This is a genomic window from Arthrobacter sp. Ha26 (genome assembly GCF_059091705.1).
The window spans coordinates 878,340-896,604 of sequence record NZ_JBNHGX010000001.1; the positions used below are offsets into that span (position 1 = coordinate 878,340).

General features: G+C 64.2%; 20 protein-coding genes. 12 read left to right on the top strand and 8 right to left on the bottom strand.

Features of this window, described 5'->3' with window-relative positions:
• Window positions 1-57: 57 nt before the first annotated feature.
• Window positions 58-465, bottom strand: a complete 408-nt coding sequence (locus tag AC5RVY_RS04185; RefSeq protein ID WP_493953424.1) for an SRPBCC family protein — start codon at window positions 463-465, stop codon at window positions 58-60.
• A complete protein-coding gene (locus AC5RVY_RS04190) occupies window positions 462-776 on the bottom strand; it encodes an ArsR/SmtB family transcription factor (RefSeq protein WP_493953425.1) in 315 nt (104 codons plus the stop codon). Before AC5RVY_RS04190 ends, AC5RVY_RS04185 begins: the two co-directional genes overlap by 4 nt.
• A gap of 160 nt (window positions 777-936) precedes the next feature.
• Between AC5RVY_RS04190 and AC5RVY_RS04195 the strand changes: the two genes are divergently transcribed.
• Window positions 937-1,296, top strand: a complete 360-nt coding sequence (locus AC5RVY_RS04195; protein ID WP_493953426.1) for a VOC family protein — start codon at window positions 937-939, stop codon at window positions 1,294-1,296.
• Window positions 1,297-1,422: 126 nt separating this feature from the next.
• A complete protein-coding gene (locus AC5RVY_RS04200; protein ID WP_493953427.1) occupies window positions 1,423-1,707 on the top strand; it encodes a DUF427 domain-containing protein in 285 nt (94 codons plus the stop codon).
• A 145-nt stretch (window positions 1,708-1,852) separates the two neighbouring features.
• On the opposite strand, the gene AC5RVY_RS04205 is transcribed toward AC5RVY_RS04200, so the two are convergent.
• Window positions 1,853-2,467 (bottom strand): hypothetical protein, encoded by a 615-nt coding sequence (locus AC5RVY_RS04205; protein ID WP_493953428.1) that lies wholly within the window; start codon window positions 2,465-2,467, stop codon window positions 1,853-1,855.
• A gap of 207 nt (window positions 2,468-2,674) precedes the next feature.
• The gene (locus tag AC5RVY_RS04210; RefSeq protein ID WP_493953429.1) at window positions 2,675-2,884 is read right to left on the bottom strand and encodes a DUF4177 domain-containing protein; all 210 of its coding nucleotides are present in this window, start codon (window positions 2,882-2,884) and stop codon (window positions 2,675-2,677) included.
• 362 nt (window positions 2,885-3,246) lie between these two features.
• Between AC5RVY_RS04210 and AC5RVY_RS04215 the strand changes: the two genes are divergently transcribed.
• From AC5RVY_RS04215 to AC5RVY_RS04225, 3 genes are all read left to right on the top strand, one after another.
• Complete coding sequence (locus AC5RVY_RS04215) at window positions 3,247-3,810, top strand: dihydrofolate reductase family protein (RefSeq protein ID WP_493953430.1); 564 nt, start codon at window positions 3,247-3,249, stop codon at window positions 3,808-3,810.
• Between the two features lie 174 nt (window positions 3,811-3,984).
• On the top strand, window positions 3,985-4,389 hold the full coding sequence (locus AC5RVY_RS04220) for a VOC family protein (protein ID WP_215053967.1): 405 nt from the start codon (window positions 3,985-3,987) through the stop codon (window positions 4,387-4,389).
• On the top strand, window positions 4,386-4,667 hold the full coding sequence (locus AC5RVY_RS04225) for a winged helix-turn-helix transcriptional regulator (protein WP_493953431.1): 282 nt from the start codon (window positions 4,386-4,388) through the stop codon (window positions 4,665-4,667). The genes AC5RVY_RS04220 and AC5RVY_RS04225 overlap by 4 nt, the downstream gene beginning before the upstream one ends.
• Before the next feature lie 1,318 nt (window positions 4,668-5,985).
• Here the strand turns inward: AC5RVY_RS04225 and AC5RVY_RS04230 are convergent.
• Entirely contained in the window at window positions 5,986-6,330 is a 345-nt protein-coding gene (locus AC5RVY_RS04230) for a hypothetical protein (RefSeq protein WP_493953432.1), read from the bottom strand.
• Between AC5RVY_RS04230 and AC5RVY_RS04235 the strand changes: the two genes are divergently transcribed.
• The 3 genes from AC5RVY_RS04235 (at window position 6,329) to AC5RVY_RS04245 (ending at window position 9,081) form a co-directional block, all read left to right on the top strand.
• Window positions 6,329-6,601, top strand: a complete 273-nt coding sequence (locus AC5RVY_RS04235) for a hypothetical protein (protein ID WP_493953433.1) — start codon at window positions 6,329-6,331, stop codon at window positions 6,599-6,601. The genes AC5RVY_RS04230 and AC5RVY_RS04235 overlap by 2 nt on opposite strands.
• Window positions 6,602-6,816: 215 nt before the next feature.
• Window positions 6,817-7,290 carry a GNAT family N-acetyltransferase gene (locus tag AC5RVY_RS04240; protein WP_493953434.1) on the top strand — a complete coding sequence of 158 codons (474 nt, stop codon included), beginning with the start codon at window positions 6,817-6,819 and terminating at the stop codon, window positions 7,288-7,290.
• Window positions 7,291-7,497: 207 nt separating this feature from the next.
• Complete coding sequence (locus AC5RVY_RS04245; protein ID WP_493953435.1) at window positions 7,498-9,081, top strand: phospholipase D family protein; 1,584 nt, start codon at window positions 7,498-7,500, stop codon at window positions 9,079-9,081.
• Window positions 9,082-9,104: 23 nt separating this feature from the next.
• Here AC5RVY_RS04245 and AC5RVY_RS04250 read toward each other — a convergent pair whose 3' ends face one another.
• A complete protein-coding gene (locus AC5RVY_RS04250; RefSeq protein ID WP_493953436.1) occupies window positions 9,105-9,938 on the bottom strand; it encodes a response regulator transcription factor in 834 nt (277 codons plus the stop codon).
• Between the two features lie 385 nt (window positions 9,939-10,323).
• On the opposite strand from AC5RVY_RS04250, the gene AC5RVY_RS04255 reads away from it, so the two are divergent.
• On the top strand, window positions 10,324-11,361 hold the full coding sequence (locus AC5RVY_RS04255; RefSeq protein ID WP_493953437.1) for a LamG domain-containing protein: 1,038 nt from the start codon (window positions 10,324-10,326) through the stop codon (window positions 11,359-11,361).
• Here AC5RVY_RS04255 and AC5RVY_RS04260 read toward each other — a convergent pair whose 3' ends face one another.
• Together AC5RVY_RS04260 and AC5RVY_RS04265 are read right to left on the bottom strand one after the other, a co-directional pair.
• Window positions 11,362-11,526 carry a hypothetical protein gene (locus AC5RVY_RS04260; RefSeq protein ID WP_493953438.1) on the bottom strand — a complete coding sequence of 55 codons (165 nt, stop codon included), beginning with the start codon at window positions 11,524-11,526 and terminating at the stop codon, window positions 11,362-11,364.
• 5 nt (window positions 11,527-11,531) lie between these two features.
• Window positions 11,532-12,581 carry a glycosyltransferase family 2 protein gene (locus tag AC5RVY_RS04265; protein ID WP_493953439.1) on the bottom strand — a complete coding sequence of 350 codons (1,050 nt, stop codon included), beginning with the start codon at window positions 12,579-12,581 and terminating at the stop codon, window positions 11,532-11,534.
• A gap of 330 nt (window positions 12,582-12,911) precedes the next feature.
• On the opposite strand from AC5RVY_RS04265, the gene AC5RVY_RS04270 reads away from it, so the two are divergent.
• From AC5RVY_RS04270 to AC5RVY_RS04280, 3 genes are all read left to right on the top strand, one after another.
• On the top strand, window positions 12,912-13,481 hold the full coding sequence (locus AC5RVY_RS04270; RefSeq protein ID WP_493953440.1) for a hypothetical protein: 570 nt from the start codon (window positions 12,912-12,914) through the stop codon (window positions 13,479-13,481).
• Window positions 13,478-16,306: an ATP-binding cassette domain-containing protein gene (locus AC5RVY_RS04275; protein ID WP_493953441.1), complete on the top strand. Its 2,829-nt coding sequence runs from the start codon at window positions 13,478-13,480 to the stop codon at window positions 16,304-16,306. The genes AC5RVY_RS04270 and AC5RVY_RS04275 overlap by 4 nt, the downstream gene beginning before the upstream one ends.
• Before the next feature lie 329 nt (window positions 16,307-16,635).
• Window positions 16,636-18,261, top strand: coding sequence for an ABC-F family ATP-binding cassette domain-containing protein (locus AC5RVY_RS04280; protein ID WP_493953442.1), 1,626 nt, complete (start codon window positions 16,636-16,638; stop codon window positions 18,259-18,261).
• Window positions 18,262-18,265 lie beyond the last annotated feature (4 nt).

The window sequence follows — 18,265 nt, forward strand, 5'->3', positions numbered from 1 at the left end:
CCCGCTGAGGTGACAGGACGACGGCGGAACGTCCCGCCGTCGTCCGCTTGCTTACCGTCAGGAAACTCCAGCGAGAACCCCGTCGATCCGCGCAAGCAGGCCGGGCCAGCCGTTGCCCATGCCCTCAATGGCCTGCTTGCCCATCGGGGTGTCGAGGCGGAAGCCGGCGTGTTCGTGGTGCAGGACGGTGCCGCCGTCCACCGGTTCCAGCCGCCAGGTGATGGTGGTGTCCAGTATGCCTTCCGAGAAGAGGAAGCTGATGGATGTGCCCGGGTCCACGGTGAGGACTTCGCACTGCTGCTGGCCCCAGGAGCCCATGTCCATGGTGAAGCGGTGGCCCACCACCGGCGCGATATCCCCCGGCGCCCACCAGCGCGCGAGGAGTTCGGGTGTGGTCAGCGCAGCCCAAACAGCGTCGGCGGGGTGCGCGAAGCGGCGTTCGAGCCGGATGGCGTTCTCGGTCATGATGGTTTCTCCTCGTTTAGAAGGTCGGCCAGCGCGTCGAGCCGCTGGTTCCAGTAGTGCTCAAAGTGCTTCACCCAGCCGCCGATCTCGGCGAGGCCCCCGGGCTGGAGGTGGTACAGCCGGTTGCGGCCGTGCCGTTCCTCCCGGACCAGCCCGGCTTCCCGGAGTACAGCGAGGTGCTCGGAGGCCGCCGAGCGGCTGAGGTTCAGCAGCCCGGTGAGCTCGCCGGCAGTCCGGGGACCCTGGCGGAGCTCGTCGAGAATGACGCGCCGTGCCCGGTTGGAGACGGCGCCGAAGACATCAGGAAGCACCAGATCAGTATATGTCGGAAATTTCCGACATATCTAGTAGGGCCTGGTGGGCGGCGAGGATTTTGGCACGTTTGGACGCGTTCCGACTGCCCGGCAGCGTTGTTTTCCCCCATGGAGGCGAGTCTGGTCCGGCCGCCGGGGACGGGTTTAGGCTGGGCTGATGTTGACCATCGGCAGTACCGTCCTCGGCGTCAATGACGTCGCCCGCGCAACCGCTTTTTGGCACGACGCCCTGGGTTACGTCCCGCGGGAGCCCGGCGACGAGACCTGGGTGATTTTGGTGCCGGCGTCGGGGCCGGGAGCGCAGCTGGCACTGATGCGGAGCGAGACGCCAGTCCAGGAGCACCCGCGCACCCACCTGGATTTGTACGCGGATGATCAGGCTGCCGAGGTGGAGAGGCTCGTTTCACTCGGCGCCCAACGGGTGGACTGGGACCTGTACCCGGCGGACCCCGACTTTGTGGTCCTGGCGGATCCTGACGGGAACCGGTTCTGCGTCATCGACAAAAGCCCGCGGTAGCACCGCCGTCGGCCGCCTATGGAGACTCCCGTCCAACACATTCGGGGAACAATCGCGGCCGCCAGGCCGTTTGCATCCCTACGAGCGCGCATTCTGAATGCGGCGGCACCTACCGAAGGGAACCACATGGTCCGGGCTATCTGGAACGGAAAAGTCATCGCCGAATCCACGGACACCGTGGTGGTGGAGGGCAACCACTACTTCCCGCGCGACGCAGTCAATGCAGGCTACCTCCGGGACAGCGATCTGTATTCCATCTGCCCGTGGAAGGGCAAGGCTAGCTACCACTCGCTGGAGGTGGACGGAAAACTGAACGTGGACGCAGCCTGGTACTACCCGGACCCCAAGGCCCGCGCGAAGCAGATCGAGGACCGGATCGCCTTTTGGCGCGGGGTCACCATCGAGGCCTAGCAGGCCCTCGCCTCGGGCGGGACATACGTAAAGCAAGCGGACGACGGCGGGACTTTCCCGCCGTCGTCCGCTTGCTGTGAGGAGGTGCTGCAGGTTTTGGCCTACCTGGCTCGCCTGCCCGTTAGCCAAGCGGCATTCCGAGACTTCACTTGAGTCCAGGCAGCTCGGCTACGAGTGCATCGAGCAGCCGCCGGTCATATCGATCGGCGTAGGAGGCAGTTCCGCTGATTGATTCGACGCCGTCTGCAGGCAGCTCCCACACGACGTGACCGGGTTTCAGCCTATCCAGGCACTGGTACCACTCAATAAGGGGCTCGCGCAGCTTCGTATGCAGCTCGAATGAGCGCCGGGACCGGGCCGGATCTCCTGCCTTCTGCAGGCGCAAAGTTTTCTCATCGGGCACTGTTACCAGCACGGCATCCGCAAATCCGAGCCTCTTGCGGCTCATTGCCTCGCGCACGCATTCCAACTCGTAAGCAAACCGCGAAGCCGGGGCGGCGCCGATCCGCGCCAAGCACCAGGAGTAGTGCAGTTTCATCGGATCCGCGTCGCAGACCGCCACCAGAACCCGGTTTTCAAGGTCCAGTGCTTGCGACCAGCGCGCCGAATTAACGTCGGTCCAGTAACGCGCCTGGATCATGGCCTCACTTCCGTCCGGCTCGGTACCTGTTGGAGCGTATTCAGCCACGAATTCGACGGCTGCCGTCCTGCACCACGTCGTTTTTCCGGCCGCACTGGGACCTTCAACTGCCACAATCACCAGGCGATGCTATAACGCTGAACCATGCCCTGCTGCGGCCGTCCCTCAACGTGGGCGCATAGTGGGGGCAAACCGATTCTTACCGACCGTCCAGAAAGCCATTGAGCGCTTCTATCCACACTCCATATCCTCTACCCACGCACGCTGTAACGGACCGTCCCATAGGAACTTTGCCGCCGCTCGCCAGTCGGATATGGCGGCCGGAAATTAGCTGAGGCTCTCGAACACCAGCGTCGCCTGAATGCGGTCACCGCCGCCGATCATTCCCTTGCTCCCGCTGCTCGCGGTTGTGATGGTGTGGAGTCGGTAGCCTTTCGCGGCCTGATCGTTGATGGTCTTCTCCAAGGAGGTCAGGTTGCCCGAACCGGTTCCCCACATTTTCTCTTTGAGGATTACCTGCAAAACGACGTACTGCATGACACGACTCCCTTCCGTTGATGGCCGATTGGGAGCCATGCTACTGGATGCGCGGAGCGCCTCTCCGGACGTGAGCGACGGCGCCTCGGGGGTGCCAACGATGCCGGTCCGGTTCAACGTCACTCCAGCAATGCTGAACGAGTAGCGTCTGGACAGATCTGGACGCACACCAACGTTCGGGGAACGAAGGTGGAGCTCGGAGCCTCTGTTTTCGATGCCGCACCTGTACCGCGATAGATGAAGGGTTCACTTTTACGCAGCATCCGCTGGCTGCGGTGATTCACCGACCCTCCGTGTGATCTCACTGAAGAGTTCCCCTGTTTGTCTGTACGCCGAATACGGACTCATGGGAAGCTGACGCCATGCGGAAATTGGCCTTCGCCATGAACCTGAGTCTGGACGGCTACATCGCCGCGCCCGGCGATGACCTTGGCTGGAGCGTGCCGAGCGACGAGTTGTTCCAGTGGTGGTCCGACCGGGTGGCGGCGACGGGCCTGGCGCTGTACGGGCGCAAGCTGTGGGAGACGATGAGCTCCCACTGGCCGACTGCCGACCAGCAGCCCGGTGCCACACCGGCGCAGATCGAGTACGCGCGGCGTTGGCGGGACATGCCGAAGGTGGTGTTCTCCTCGACCACCAGCGGGGTCGATTGGAACAGTCGCCTGGTCAGCGGCGACGCGGTCACCAAGATCACCCGGCTCAAGACCGACGACGGCGGCCCCATGGACATCGGCGGTGCCACCCTCGCGGCGGCAGCCATGCGGGCAGGGTTGATCGATGAGTACACACTCGTTACCCACCCGGTCCTGGTGGGCGGTGGCACTCCGTTCTTCACAGCACTGGACAACTGGGTGAATCTGAACCTGATGGAGACCCGGACGTTCCCCGACGGTGTGGTCCTCACTAGTTACCAGACCAGGAGCTGAGCACCCGACGTCGAATCAGGCTTCGGGCCATCCAAGGATCTCGTGGCGAGGTGTTTTGAGGCGACTGTCTGGTCCCTATCACTCGGCAGTACCTCTGAATGTGCTTTTACGCGCCCGCAAATCGTCAGCGCGGGGAGGCTTGACGCCGCACTTGCATTTTGCAAGTATGGCCGCATGAGCCTTTTCATTACCTGCCCGGTTGAGAGCGTCGAGCGTGCGACCGCCTTCTACACCGCCCTCGGCTGGACCCTCAACCCCGAGATGTCCGATCACAACGTGTCATGCTTCGCGATCGCGCCCGAGCAGTACGTCATGCTCGGCAGCCGCGAGATGTATGCGAGCGTCGGGGGCGCAGAGGAGCTGGTCGGCGGCCCCGACACCCCGTCGAAGGTCACCGTCTCCTTCGACCTCGGCAGCCGTGAGGCGGTCGATGAGCTCACCGAGCGCGCCGGTGCCGCCGGCGGACGCATCGGTGATATCGACGACTACCCCTTCATGTACCAGCGCCAGTTCGACGACCCTGACGGCTACCACTACTCGCCGTTTTGGATGAAGCCGGACGCCGATCCGACCGTGTGAGCGACCTCGCCGCGGCCCTCGACATCGTCGGAGCACGGTGGGCCCTGCTTGTCGTGGAGCGGCTGCTCGACGGGCCGCAGCGCTACGGCGATCTGCAGCGCGACCTGGGAGTGCCGACGAACATTCTCGCGACCCGCCTGCGCGAGCTCGAGGCCGCCGGGGTACTGTTCCGTCTGCCACTCCGGCACAACACCCGGGCCTACGCGCTGACCGATCGCGGGCTCGCCTTGCGAGAGGCGATCGTCGCGCTAGGACGCTGGGGCGGCGAGGAGACCTAGGCGTGGCGCGGAATCGCGATGCGCTCCGCTGAGCTCCTACGCAGCTCCCGCAGGAGGATCTAGTACCGGTAGCTGGCGCCCAGGTCGCTGAATGCGCCGCCCAGGGAGATGAGGCACACGCCAGAGCCCACGATGCTGCGCAATAGTCGAACATGCGCTGCAGGCGGTGGCACGGCCTTGCCGCGAGCTGCCCCACTAGAGACCAGGCGAAACGTCAAGGAGCGGCCAACAGGATGCCACTGACGGACAGAAGCTGTCAGACCGTAGCCGATCACTGCAGCCTAAAGGCCTGGCTTGTTGATGGGCTTGCAACAGATGCTCACCAGACGCAGTCTCCCGAGTATTCGATGAGCCCACTGGGCACCCCCGGACTCAGGCAGATGTGCCCGGCTAGGGCCCGTTCAACCTTCGTCTTGCGCGCGGTGCAATCGGCGATCAGTCATTATATGAGGCCTTTCGGCTACCCTTCGCAGGCGGTAGCCTTTTGCCCCCTGAAGCATTTGGATTGTCCACGTGGGTTCCCCTGAAGGCTCAATCCGTACCTCAAGGTATTCCATCTCATAGTTAGACGCTAGTGACTTACGAAACGCGCGCGTAAAAACTTCGTTGCTCAGAGTCTCGTACAGAGCGTGTTCGAACGCATTGCTTTGTACAAGTGAAGTGGTGATGTACTTCGCCATCTCACGGTTAGCGTTAGCCATGAACCTTTTGGTCATGGGCTTCCCGAACACTGCCAACCCAGCCATTGATCCTACAAGCAGAATGAGAAGCAGTATGTGGTTCTGCGTCGCTAACAGGACAATTCCAACGACTGCTATCGCCAGTAATATCAGCAATGTCGGGATGTGGGATGCGTTGCGCTTATTGATGATGTCATCAGGAAGTATCAGAGTGACACCACTGCTGTCTGCACCGCCCGTGCTAGATGGTTCTGACGCTGAGTCCGTCATCTCTACTGCCCCGATCTTTGAGGTCGTCTCCGGGCTTCGCGAAGAACCGCCTGACCACATGGGCAGGCGATTTTCGCTCATCCATAGTTTAGTGGTCAAGTGTCGATCCTATCGACGGGCTTGATCGATGGGGCGGTAGGCGCGGGGCGTCAGTCCGCCAAGTGCCGCCCGTAGGCCGGTCCCCCACCCGCCTGCTCACCACTTTAGTGACTTTTTCGAGACGACCGTCGCACCGGCCGTCGCTGATTCCCATAAGACCCGCCCGCAATTGCCCGGTGAACGTGCCCTAAACGCTTCACATCGCTCCCGCCGTCGTCGTACGCTGCCTTTGGCAGGGCCCTCCATCGCGCCCCTTGCCTGCCACCCGATTAGGCGGCGAGGGGCAGGTCGAACAGTCGCTCCGCGAGCCTGATCAGATGGCTCGGAGCGTCGGCCTCTTCACCGGGGATGCCGTGGCCCAGAAAGAGGGCGGTGCCGTGGAGGGCTTCCCCGACATTGATGCCGGCTTCGCGGATGAGGACTTCCGCCCGGGGGTTCTCGGGGAATTTGATCCCCTCGCTGTCCAGGTAGACGTGCCAGTCCCGGCCGGCGATAACGCCGACGTCCCCGGCGGCCACCCGCTGAAGTGCTGTCACGTCCAGTTCAACAGCTTTCATGTGCACCGGGTGGACGAGGCGGGCCGGGACAACGAGTGCGTTGCAGGAGGTGTTCATGATCAAGTCCTTGAAACATGGTTCGGGTGTGGAGCGGGCGGCCGGGCCGCGGGCTAGGAGTCCCGAAGCCGGCCGCCCGCCGGCTCAGCGCTGGTTTTTGCGCGGTTTTACAAAAGCGAGTTCACTATTTTCGTTTTTGGCTCTTTTTTCGGCCCGTTTTTCCAGAATGGACTTGCCGACTTTTTTAGCGGCGCCGCTTTTGGGAGATTTTCCGGACATCGGAATCACGCCTTTCTTTGCTTGCGTTACCCGATACCATACCCACTTTTAATTTTTAAGCCAGTCGCGGGAAAGTCGGGCTTTTGACTTTTCCATCAAAAGCGATTTACAGCAAACTTAATACAATAAAGGGCTGCGGAATCAAAGGAACTGCTTCGTTCGCTCAAGGTTGTGAAAGTTCCTACAGGCCAACAAGGCAGGGGAAAACCCGCCCCAGGAACCGCAAGTCAGCGAAATCCACAGCGAAGGACAGTAGATTTGAGGGTGATGATGCAGATTGACCGGGATGACCCCGTCCGCAGTGATGTCCACCAACTCCTGAGCGAGCACCTGGCCGACATGTTCGCCACGTCGCCCGCGGAAAGCGTCCATGCCCTGGACCACTCAGCGCTGTCCGCGCCTTCCATCACGTTCTGGACCGCTCGCGAGGACGGCACCCTGCTGGGATGCGGCGCACTCAAGCTCCTGGATTCCACATCCGGCCCGGCCAGCCATGGCGAGATCAAGTCGATGCGCACCACTGAAAGCGCCCGGGGACGGGGCGTGGCCACCCTGATGCTCCGGCACCTCCTCGACGAGGCCCGGATTCGAAACCTCGAGCGCATCTACCTGGAGACAGGAACCGAGGACTACTTCGCCCCTGCTCGCCGCCTCTATTCACGGCACGGCTTCACCGAATGCCCGCCTTTTGCCGACTACACCCTCGATCCAAACAGCGTCTTTATGGAACTTCACCTCTAGAAGGGTCGGCCTGGCGGAAGGAAGCGGACGACGGCGGATGGCAGCTTGAGGCAGAGGGGCGCCAGCCAGCGGCGTGGGCTGGTGCCCGTCACGCTGGATAGCTCGCAATCCAGGATCTTTCTAAGCCGTGTGGAATACAGCGGGCCGACGTAGGGTACTGAAGAGGCTGAACACCAACGCAGGCGTCGGCCCCGAAGGGAACATCGAGTGGACAGTAATCCTGGTACCTGGTTCTTGAGCGGTGTTGAGCGGGGGAACGTGGCCACCGGCGTGCACGCCGAAAGAGACGGATCGGGGTCCTGGTCCGAGGGCAACCTCGTGCGCCCCCTGATTCACGGCGCCGCCTACTTCGCCCGGCTGCATGAGGAACTCACCGCGCTCAAAGCGGGAGACCGCGTGTGGTTCACCGACTGGCGCGGCGACGGCGACGAGCGGCTCACAGCGGACGGACCCACCGTCGGTGAGCTGCTCGCGAAGTTAGCCGGAGCGGGAGTGGAAGTGCGCGGGCTGATTTGGAGATCCCATGGCGAGCGCATCTCGTCCCCGATGAGCAACCGGTCCAACGAGCTCCTCAGCCGCCAGATCAATGACGCCGGCGGCGAGGTGCTTTTGGATCAGCGGGTGCGCCTCTTCGGCTGCCACCACCAGAAACTGGTGGTCATCCGCCGTCGTGACGACCCCTCGCGGGACGTGGCATTCGTGGGCGGCATCGACCTTTCGCACGGCCGCCGGGACGATGCCGATCACGAGGGAGACCCGCAGGCGGTGGATATGGATCCCCGGTACGGGGAACAACCCCCTTGGCACGATGCCGCACTGGAACTGCGTGGCCCGGTGGTGGCGGATGTGCTCGAGTTGTTCGCGGAACGGTGGAATGACCCCCATCCCCTGGACCGGCGCACACCGTACCGGATGCTGCTGCAGCGCCTGGCCGACATGCCACGGCATCCCAAACCCCTGCCCGAGACTGCGCCGCCGCCGCCACCGGCCGGACCGCACGCCGTGCAGCTGCTGCGCACCTACGGCGTGAAACATCCGCCGTTCCCGTTCGCACCCGGCGGCGAGCGGAGCATCGCCCGGGCCTACACAAAGGCTTTCACCCAGGCCCGGTCGCTCATCTACATCGAAGACCAGTACCTGTGGTCCGAAGAGGTGGCCGACGGAATCGCTGCGGCCCTCGAACAGAACCCCGCGTTGAACGTGATCGCCGTCGTGCCCCGGTACCCAGACTCGGACGGTCGCCTCGGAGGGCCGCCCAAGCGGGTGGGGCAACTGCGCGCCATCGAAAGGATGCGCCGCGTCGCCCCGGACCGGTTTGGCGTTTTCAACCTGGAGAACAAAGCCGGAACCCCGATCTATGTCCATGCCAAGATCTGCATTATCGACGACACCTGGTTCACCATCGGGTCGGACAACTTCAACCGCCGGTCCTGGACCACGGACAGCGAGCTCACCTGCGCGGTCATCGACACCAGCGCTGGTTCTGATGCTTCCCGTTCTTTGGCGCACTCGCTCCGGCTCCAGCTCTGGGCCGAACACCTGGGACTGGACCAGGATGACCCCCGGCTCCACGATCCCGCAGCAGCGCTCGGCCTGTGGAAAGCCAGCGCCGACTGCCTGGACCAATGGCACAAAACCGGTGGCAGCCCGCCCCGCCCGAAGGGACAGGTGCGGCACCACAATCCGGAACCGGTACCGCGCCTGCAGCGCCTCTGGGCGAACCCCGTCAACCGTCTCCTGGTGGACCCGGACGGCCGCCCCCGGAAACTGCGCGGCACCACAGAGTTCTAGCAAGGAATAACCACGACGCTCGGCTAGGGGGTCATGCGGTAGCCGACGCCCCGTACTGTCTCTACCCAGCGGGGATGCCGCGAGCTGTCCCCCAGCCGCTTGCGCAAGTTGCCCATGTGCACTTCGACGGCACGCTCCTCGTCGACGCTGACGAACGAGCCGGTGTTATATGGCTCGTTACGAAGCCGCCGGACCAGGTCCGCTTTTGTCTGGACGGTCCGGCCGTTCTCCATCAGGACCAGGAGGATGTCGAACTGCGTCCGGGTCAGGTCCACCGCAACCCCGTCAATGGCCGCCTGCCGGGATGCTTCGTGGAGCGTCAACCCCTTATGGGCAAAGTCGCAGCAGGCGGGGCTCACCGCTGCCAAAGCATCGCCCTCCGGAACCTCGGCGTGAACTCGAGGGTGGCCGACGTCGTATGGCTGCTTCTGGGGCAACCCGTTGTGCCGGTGCTGCGGCACCCGTTCGGCCGGTAGGGCCTGCATGGCCCGCGGCCGCCGGAGCATGGCAGCAATGCGGGCTCGCAGTTCCCGGGGGCGGAAGGGCTTGGTGAGGTAATCGTCGGCGCCGGCTTCAAAGCCCATCAACGCATCGGCCTCGTCCACCCTGCCAGTAATGATGATGAGATAGGCGTCGCTGAAGGTCCGGATCCGCCGTGAGGCTTCAATGCCGTCGAAATCCGGGAGGCCCACGTCCATGGTGACGATGTCCGGCCTGTGTTCACGAACAGCCTCAACTCCGTCGAAGCCCGAGGATGCTGTGTGGACAGCAAAACCTGACTGCTGGAGCACCTCCGTCAGGGCCAGCCTGATGTCGTCGTCGTCCTCCACCACCACGGCAACACCGCGCTCCACCATTTCCCCCAGGCCTCTCTGTAATTGTCTGCTCCTGGCCGTTTCCTCAAGCACCGTCGTGGAGTATTCGGAGAACCAGGACAAATGGATTGCTACTACTTGCCCAGCGTTACGGCCATCCTGAGCCTAACAATGAACAAGACAGCACACGTATTTCTTTGGCACAGTTTGAGTTATTCTTGAGCTTTCGGAAATGTTGCGTATTTTCTGAGGTTGGGATTAGACCAAGAATTACGGTGCCCGGCTATTGCCTTTGTCCATCGTTGTGGCCGAAGATCAAGCTGTGCTCAATGGGGGCGCATATTGCTCGCTGGGAGCAGATGAGAAGGGGCGTTGCATGCCTAATATTCGCTTTTCTGTCTTACATCGCACCCGCAGGATCCGGCCAATGGCGTTTCTGGCGGCCTTTGGCGTAGTGCTCGCTTGTGTGGCACCGGCCCAGGCCGCTGACACCACGCCGCTTGATCCGAATCCGGGACCCGCCGGTAGTTTCACGTGGAAAGGTTTCAACTGGGAGAAACGGTCCTGGGGCGGCGCCCCGCAGTACAACAAGGCCTTCTCGGGTGCCAATGTCGGCAACCCGGACGGCAACGGGTACGTCACCCTGAACCTCACCAACCCCACCGGGGAAGCCCCGGTGGGGGCGGAGTTCCAGTCCACGCGGCAAGGCTTCGGCTACGGCACATACAGCACCACCGTTGAAAAAGACCTCTCCGCGCTTCAAAAGGAAGTGGTGTGGGGCTGCCTGTTCACCTACGATCCTCTGGCCGCACCGGGCTATAACGAGATCGATTTGTGTGAGGCCTCGGCGTGGGGCGGAGGAGCCAGCTACGGTGAGTCCTGGCCCGTGACACAGGGCCATGGTTACTGGTTCGATGCCACCAAGCCCCCGGGCGAAGGCAACAACACCACCGTCTTCGACGTAACACCGGCACCGATCACAACGCACAGGATGCTGTGGGAGCCCGGCAAAATAACGTTCGAAACCTTCGCGGGCGAAGGCTTTACCGGGCCCCTGCTGAAGCGGACTGTCCTGGAAGGGGCCACTGTTCCGGTTCCCGCCAAGGAGCAGATCCACTTCAACCTCTGGGTTACGGGCGGAGGCGGAGGAGATCCCGCGCATGTCAGGCCTGAAAGCGTGGTCATCCGGGACTTCTCGTTTGTTCCTGCCACCGCTCCGGCGCCCGCTGTCCCTGTTTCGACCATCAAGCTGACTACTACCACCACCAAGGCTAAATCCGTCAGCACCACTACCCTCAAGTGGACCGGCGCCACCGGCAGCAACGTGACCCTGTGGATCAACGGAACGCAGAAGACCGTTGCCAATACCGGCAGCTACGTCAACTCCATCAAAGGCGGAAGCACCACGGCTTACAAGATCTGTGATGCCGCCGGCTGTTCAAATGTGGTCAGCGTGGTGACGTGACTAGGACTTCGCGCCGCGGACGGGGACGATCCTCTTGATGGCCAGGCCCAAGGCCAAGAGGGCAAACGCGGCAAGGGCGAACCAAAACAGGTCACCGGCGCCCGTCATGGCAAGGGTTCCCGAACCGGCGCCCGCTGCTGCCGGCACTGCTGGATTGTTGTACATGTCTGTTACCAGGCTTTCTTCTTGTTGAATGCTGCATCTAGGTACGCCTTCGCGTGGACCATTTGGAGGAACAGGTCGATCACCAGTTCGTACATGGTGGCGGCTGCGAGCATGTACTTCCATCCCCGCAGCCGCACAGTCACCACTCGTTCGATCACGAAGACACCGGTCACGGCAAGCCAGAACGGCTGCATGTGCAGCCCTTCCCCCGTGCCCAGTGCGATCGCCACCGTACTGAGATAGCCCAGAGTCACCAGGACGCCGACGACGGACAGTGCCTGCCGTCCCCAATACGGCCGGGTAACCCGGGTCCAGCCGTACTGGACGCAGTTCTCCACCGCTCCACGCTTCCAGCGCAGGCGCTGCGCCCACAGCTCACGCCAGGAAGGCATGACCTCGGTGACCAGGGTGCAGTCAGCGGGAGACTTGATCCTGTACTTGAGGGTCAGCAAAGCGAAGGAGAGCTCGTTGTCTTCAGTAAGGACGGAGGTGTCATAGACACCGCCACGGCCGTTCCCGGGCGGGAGGGTCCCATCCAGCCGTCCGGCCACCACGTCCTGGAGTGTCCGCACGCGGAACAGCGCAGCAGTGCCTGTAACAACAAGGCACTTTCCGTGCAGTCTGCGGACATCCCTGGCGTACCGGGCATACTCGTTCCGCTGAAGGTGCCCCACGAAGCCGCCGCCGTCACCGCCCCGGAATATGCCACCGACCGCACCGAGCCGTGAGTCGGCTCGCAGGTGACTGACGGAACGCTCGATGAAGTCGTGCGAGAGCTGCGAGTCTGCGTCCTGTACCAGGATCATGTCCTCGGGTCCGGCTTGGGGCAGCAGACCGGCAAGGACGTAGTTGAGGGCTCCGGCCTTCTTATCTTTGTTGCCCACGGTCCTGACAACCTCGGCACCTGCAGCAAGTGAAATCGCCTCCGTAGCGTCGGTGCAATTATCCGCGATGACAATGACGCGGTGCGGCACAATTGTCTGGTTGCGCAGCGAGTGCAGCGTTTCGCCAATTCCGGCGGCCTCGTTATGTGCGGGAATTAGGACAAATATCACAGGAGTCCCATGGCATCCGGGCGTGGCCGGGCAGCACTGTAGAACTGCGATGTGCAACACATTTTCTTTCTTACTCCCGCCAAAAGCTCCCAAAGTCCTATTGGCTTCGAGTTTTTCAAAGGGAACTCAAATGAATGGCAAAGAAATAGCAAAAAAGCTACAAGCTTTTATCAAGTTAAACGCAAACCCTCAGGCTCAAGAGTTGAGATGGGGAGTCTCAAGATCCGGACACTGCACCCGCTGGTTGAGGGCATCCACCTCAGGAGATACCTGACGTCACACAACGCGACAGCATCCGCATCCGGGCAAGCAACGCCCTACCCTTGACACGTGACTTTGACTAAGATGCGCAACGCCGCCGCGAGCTCCCTCGCCGCCGCCGGTCTCCTGTTTACCCTCGCCGCCTGTTCCACCCCTGCGGCCACCCAGCCCACCACCTCCGCCCCCGCGTCTACCGCAGCGGCAACGTCCAGTGCTTCCTCCAGCGCCGCCGACGGACCCTGCACCGGCGTGAAGGTCGTCGTCGATTCCGGCGCCCTAAAGCAGGCTGCCGCGGACAAGTCCGTGTGTGTGCCCGTGGACGCACCCACGCCCGCTTCCAAGGTGCTCGAACAAGCCGATGTAAAGACCGTTGGCACCACCCAGTACCCCAATGAACTGGTGTGCCGCGTGAACGGCGTGCCCGCCGCAGACTTCGAGATCACCCACAAGGGCGGCACGTACAAGGAAGAATGCGCCGGCATGCCTGCTGCCTTCGCCTACTGGTCCCTGTGGACCAAGCCGGCCTCGGGTGAGTGGGCCTACGCGCAGGAAGGCCTCGCCACCCTGAAGCTAAGCCCGGGAGAGAGCCTGGAACTGCTCTTCACGGTCGACGGCGAACCGGCCGCTCCCAAGGCATGACCTTCCGACCCGCGCCGTTGCGCGCCGGCGCTGTTCTGGCCGTCGTGTTCATCGCGGCGCGGGTCATCTACCGCGTCCTTTTCAACGGCGCGGGCATTGGCGCCCCGGTTCTGCTGGATCTCCCGGCCGTCCGGCTGCCTGCCCCGTACGCCCATGTGGTTTTCCTCGGTCCGGTTACTGCGCCCGGGCTGTGGGCGGCGGTCCTGTCCGCCCTGCCGATTGCCGCGATGTTCCTCGCGTTCGGCCTGCTCAACGCCTGGGTGGACGTGGCCCGCGGCTTCGTGCACCTGGCCCGGCGCGGTCCCCTGCAGGGCCTTGCCCGGACGCTGGTGGTCGCGTGGGCTGCACTTCCGGCACTGGCCGACGCCGTGACCTCCGTACGCCTGGCGTTCCGGTTGCGGGGTGAACGCTTTGGTCCCCGCGCCCTGGTGCCCGTGCTGGAGCGCACCCTTGAGCACGCCGCCAGGGTTGCCGCGGCCCTGGAGTTGCGGGGCTTCGGGAGCAGGGCAACTAACCAGCCCGGCAGCGGTAACGGAGCGCCGGTCCTCGTCCGGGATGCACAATTCCGGATCGCTGACGCTCAGGTGCGCGTCGCCGGGTTCGCGCCGTCGAGCGGGTCCATCACAGTGATTACGGGGCCCACGGGCTCCGGCAAGTCCACCATCCTGCGGGGCATCGCCGGGCTCCTTTCACACGTTGACGGCGGAGAAATTACCGGCACAGTCCGCGTCGGCGGAACCGACCGTGCTGCCACGCCGCCGCGCGATTCCGCCCGCTTCATCGGCGTTGTCCTGCAGAATCCCCGCGCCGCCTTCGCCGCTACCAGGGTCCGGGATGAAATCTCCCTCGCGCTGGAGCTGCGCGGCGTCGCATCAGGCATCGCCAAGGCGCGGGTGCTGGAGGTCGCGGAGCACATCGGGGTGTCGGCTCTGCTGGACCGGAACGTCAGCACCCTCTCGGCGGGTGAGGCAACGCTCGTGGCCATCGCCGCCGCGGTGGTGGATCAGCCGTCCCTGCTCCTGGTTGATGAGCCCCTGGCCGACCTTGACACCGCAGCCCGCGGACGTGTCATCGCGGTACTCCATTCCCTCGCCCGCGACGCCGGTGTCTGCGTCATCGTGGCGGAGCACCGGGCGGAAGCGCTCGCACCCGTTGCTGATTCATGGTGGACCATTGACGACGGCGCCCTGGTACCGGGTGCCGCGCCGTCCCCTTCGGTCCCGGCTATCGCGCCGCCAATTCCAGTTCCAGCCAACCTCCCGCCCGTGCTGACAGCAGCAAAGCTCGCGGTGCACCGCAAGGCCACGCCACTCGTGCGCGAAGCATCCCTGGCCCTGCACCGCGGCAAAGTGGTGGCGTTGGTGGGCCCGAACGGCGCCGGCAAGTCCTCCCTCCTGGTGGCTCTCGCCCTCGGTGAGGGCATCGGTGATGGGACGGGGAGCCTAAAAACGTACGACGGCGGTCGGGTCGCCCTGGTGCCGGACGCGTCAGACGACCTCTTCACGAGGGATACGGTTGCGGCTGAGCTTCGCGCCGCGGAGCGGCGACTCTCGCGCCGAAAGGATGCGGCGCATCCTTCGCCCGGCTTCGCAGCTGCACGCCTGGCCCGGCTGCGGGGGGACGCCCAGATTCCCGTCGGGCACGTGCATCCCCGGGACCTCTCGGCGGGAGAGCGCAGGATCCTTGCCATCGCACTGCAGACCATGGACGATCCGCAGGTGCTCCTGATCGATGAGCCCACCCGCGGCCTCGATCCGGCGGCGCGCACAGCAGTCGCGGCTGCACTTCGGGCAGCAGCGGACTCCGGCACGGCCGTCCTGATCGCCACCCACGACATCAACTTTGCCCACGGCCTCGGTGCCCGGATCCTACCGATGCGGGACGGCGTCGCGCCCGCGTCGGAGGCAGAAGCCGCCCCGGTTGATGCCGCCGCTGAACTACCCCTCCCAGCACCACGGATGCCGGCACTACGGTTCACCGACGAACTAGCTGCTCACGGCAAAAAGAAGCCGAGCCCCATCCGCATACCGAGGCCCGTGGAACTCGCAGTCCTCGCAGCGGCAAACCTTCTGGCCCTCGGCGCATTCTGCTGGCCGTTGCTGGCAGCCGCGCTTCCGCAGGATGCCGCCGCGGCCCTCCCCTACGCGGCGCTGGCCATTGCGCCGGTGGCCGCGGTCGCCGTCGTCGTGTCCCTTGACGGCTCAGTCCGCTCGGCACACACCGTGGCGCTGCTGGGAGTCCTGGCCGCGGTGGGTTCCGCGGTGCGGGTGGCGAGCACCGGCGTCGGGGGCGTGGAGGCGGTGTTTATCCTGCTCATCCTGGCCGGGCGGGCGTTCGGTGCCCGGTTCGGCCTGCTCCTCGGCGCCGCCACCATCGCCCTCTCCAGCGCGCTGTGGGGCGGCATCGGGCCGTGGACACCGTTCCAGATCTTCGCCTGTGCGTGGGTGGGAGCGGGAGCCGGCCTGCTTCCCAAGCGCATTCGCGGGAAGGCCGAACTGTGGATGCTGTCCGGCTACGGGATCGTGGCGTCCTACCTGTTCGGCCTGCTGACCAACCTGTGGTTCTGGCCCTTCGCGGTGGGCGCCGGCACCGGCATTTCCTACCATCCTGGCGCACCCTTGGGCACCAACCTCAGCAGCTTCCTGCTGTACTCGCTGGTGACGTCGACGGCGGGCTGGGACACCCTGCGCGCCATCACAACCATCATCGGGATTGCCGTAGTGGGCCGGGCGATCCTCGCCGCACTCCGGCGGGTTAAGCCGGTCGCCGGCAGCCCGGAACGGAACGCACAGGAGGCAAGTTGCCTTCAGCTAACGAATTTGTGACACTGTTGTCCTCTGTTCCCCAGTGTTAGGCAATGTTTTGACGGGCATTTCAGGTTTCGCCGCAGTCCGCGCGCTGATACTTTCCTGATGCCCTAAGGGCCGGCGGGTCTCAGCGCTTCTTCCGCTGAAACCACCCGGAGCCCGATGCCACTCCATGGCCTTCTTTTTCCTGCACTGATTTCCCGCCACGCTGCACGGCCTGGTGCTCGCCCCTGCCTGCCCATGCCGCGCACCGTCATGTCCCGTGCGCCGTAGGACCTCACCCGCGTGACGGACCTGACCTTGCGGACCGCGGCTGCGGCCGCCCAGCAATTTCTCTTGGGAGCACCATGCCTACAGCAAAGAATCCATCCATCGTCCTCACGGACGTGCATTTCCGGTGGCCGGACGGCTCACCAGCACTGTCCGGGATTACCGGCAGCATTGGGCCGGGCAAAACCGGCCTGGTGGGAACCAATGGTTCCGGAAAGTCCACCCTGCTTCGTCTCGTGGGGCGAGCCCTCACTCCGACGGCCGGCAGCATCACCACGGGAGGCGACGTCGGCTACCTTCCACAGACCCTGACGCTGCACAACGAGGCCACCCTGATGGAGCTTTTGGGCATCAAGGACAAAGTCCTTGCCCTGCGGGCCATCGAGTCCGGTGACGCAGCCGTGCAGCACTTCGATATCCTGGACGACGACTGGGACATCGAGAGCCGTGCGGATGAGGCGCTGCAGGAGATCGGTCTGACCGGCGTCAGCCTGGACCGGCGCGTGGGTCAGCTGTCCGGCGGGGAAGCCATGCTGGCAGCCATCTCCGGGCTGCGGCTCCGGCGCACGCCTATCACCCTGCTGGACGAACCGACGAACAACCTGGACCGCGAAGCCCGCTCGGCACTCGGCCGCATGCTGGCTGACTGGCCTGGCAGCCTGGTGGTGGTCAGCCACGACCTGGCACTCCTGGAACTTATGGACAGCACGGCAGAACTGTACGAGGGGGGGCTTACGGTGTTCGGCGGCCCCTACAGCCAGTGGCAGGCCTACCTGGAGGAGCAGCAGGACGCGGCCGTGCAGGCAGCCCGTGCCGCGGAGCAGCTGGTGAAGAAGGAGAAACGCCAAAAGCAGGAGGCGGAATCAAAGCTCGCTCAACGGGCCAGGACGGGCCAGGCCAGCTACGACAACAAGAAGGGATCCAAGATCCTGATGAACCAACGGGCCTCTGACGCCCAGGTCTCAGCAGGAAAAATGCGTTCCGGCATGGACTCCAAAGTGCAGGCGGCCAAGGCGGCCCTGGACGCCGCCGCATCCAGGGTGCGGGAACAGGAACGGATCTCCCTGAACCTTCCGGATCCACGCGTGCCGCGAAGCCGGAGGATCGCCGAACTATGGGGCACCAACCGCTCCTTCGTGGTGCAAGGCCCCGAGAGGGTGGCGATCGTCGGGCCCAACGGTGCCGGCAAGACCACGCTCCTGGAGCGGCTGGTGGGCGGCGCGCCATGCGCCGGGGGCGAAGCCGGGGGAAGCCTGCTGACGGACCGTGCGGGCTACCTGCGCCAGCGGCTCGACGGGCTGCGGGAACAGGCAACAACACTCGAAAATGTGCAGGAAGCGGCGCCGGATGTGCCGCCCGGTGACATCCGCAACCAGCTGGCCCGGTTCCTCCTCCGCGGGGACAGCATGAACCGGCCGGTGCAGACGCTCTCGGGCGGTGAGCGGTTCAGGGTTTCCCTGGCCCGGCTGCTCTTCGCCGACCCTCCGCCGCAAGTCCTGATCCTGGATGAGCCAACCAACAACCTGGACATCAGCAGCGTCGACCAGCTGGTGGAGTCACTCCGGGCGTACGGCGGCGCCGTCATCGTGGTCAGCCACGATGACGCGTTCCTGAACCGACTGGACCTGGACCTCATCCTCAGCATGGGCCGCGACGGGTCATTGACCGAGCTGGCCTCACTGCCTGGCGCGACCCCGGAGTGACGCT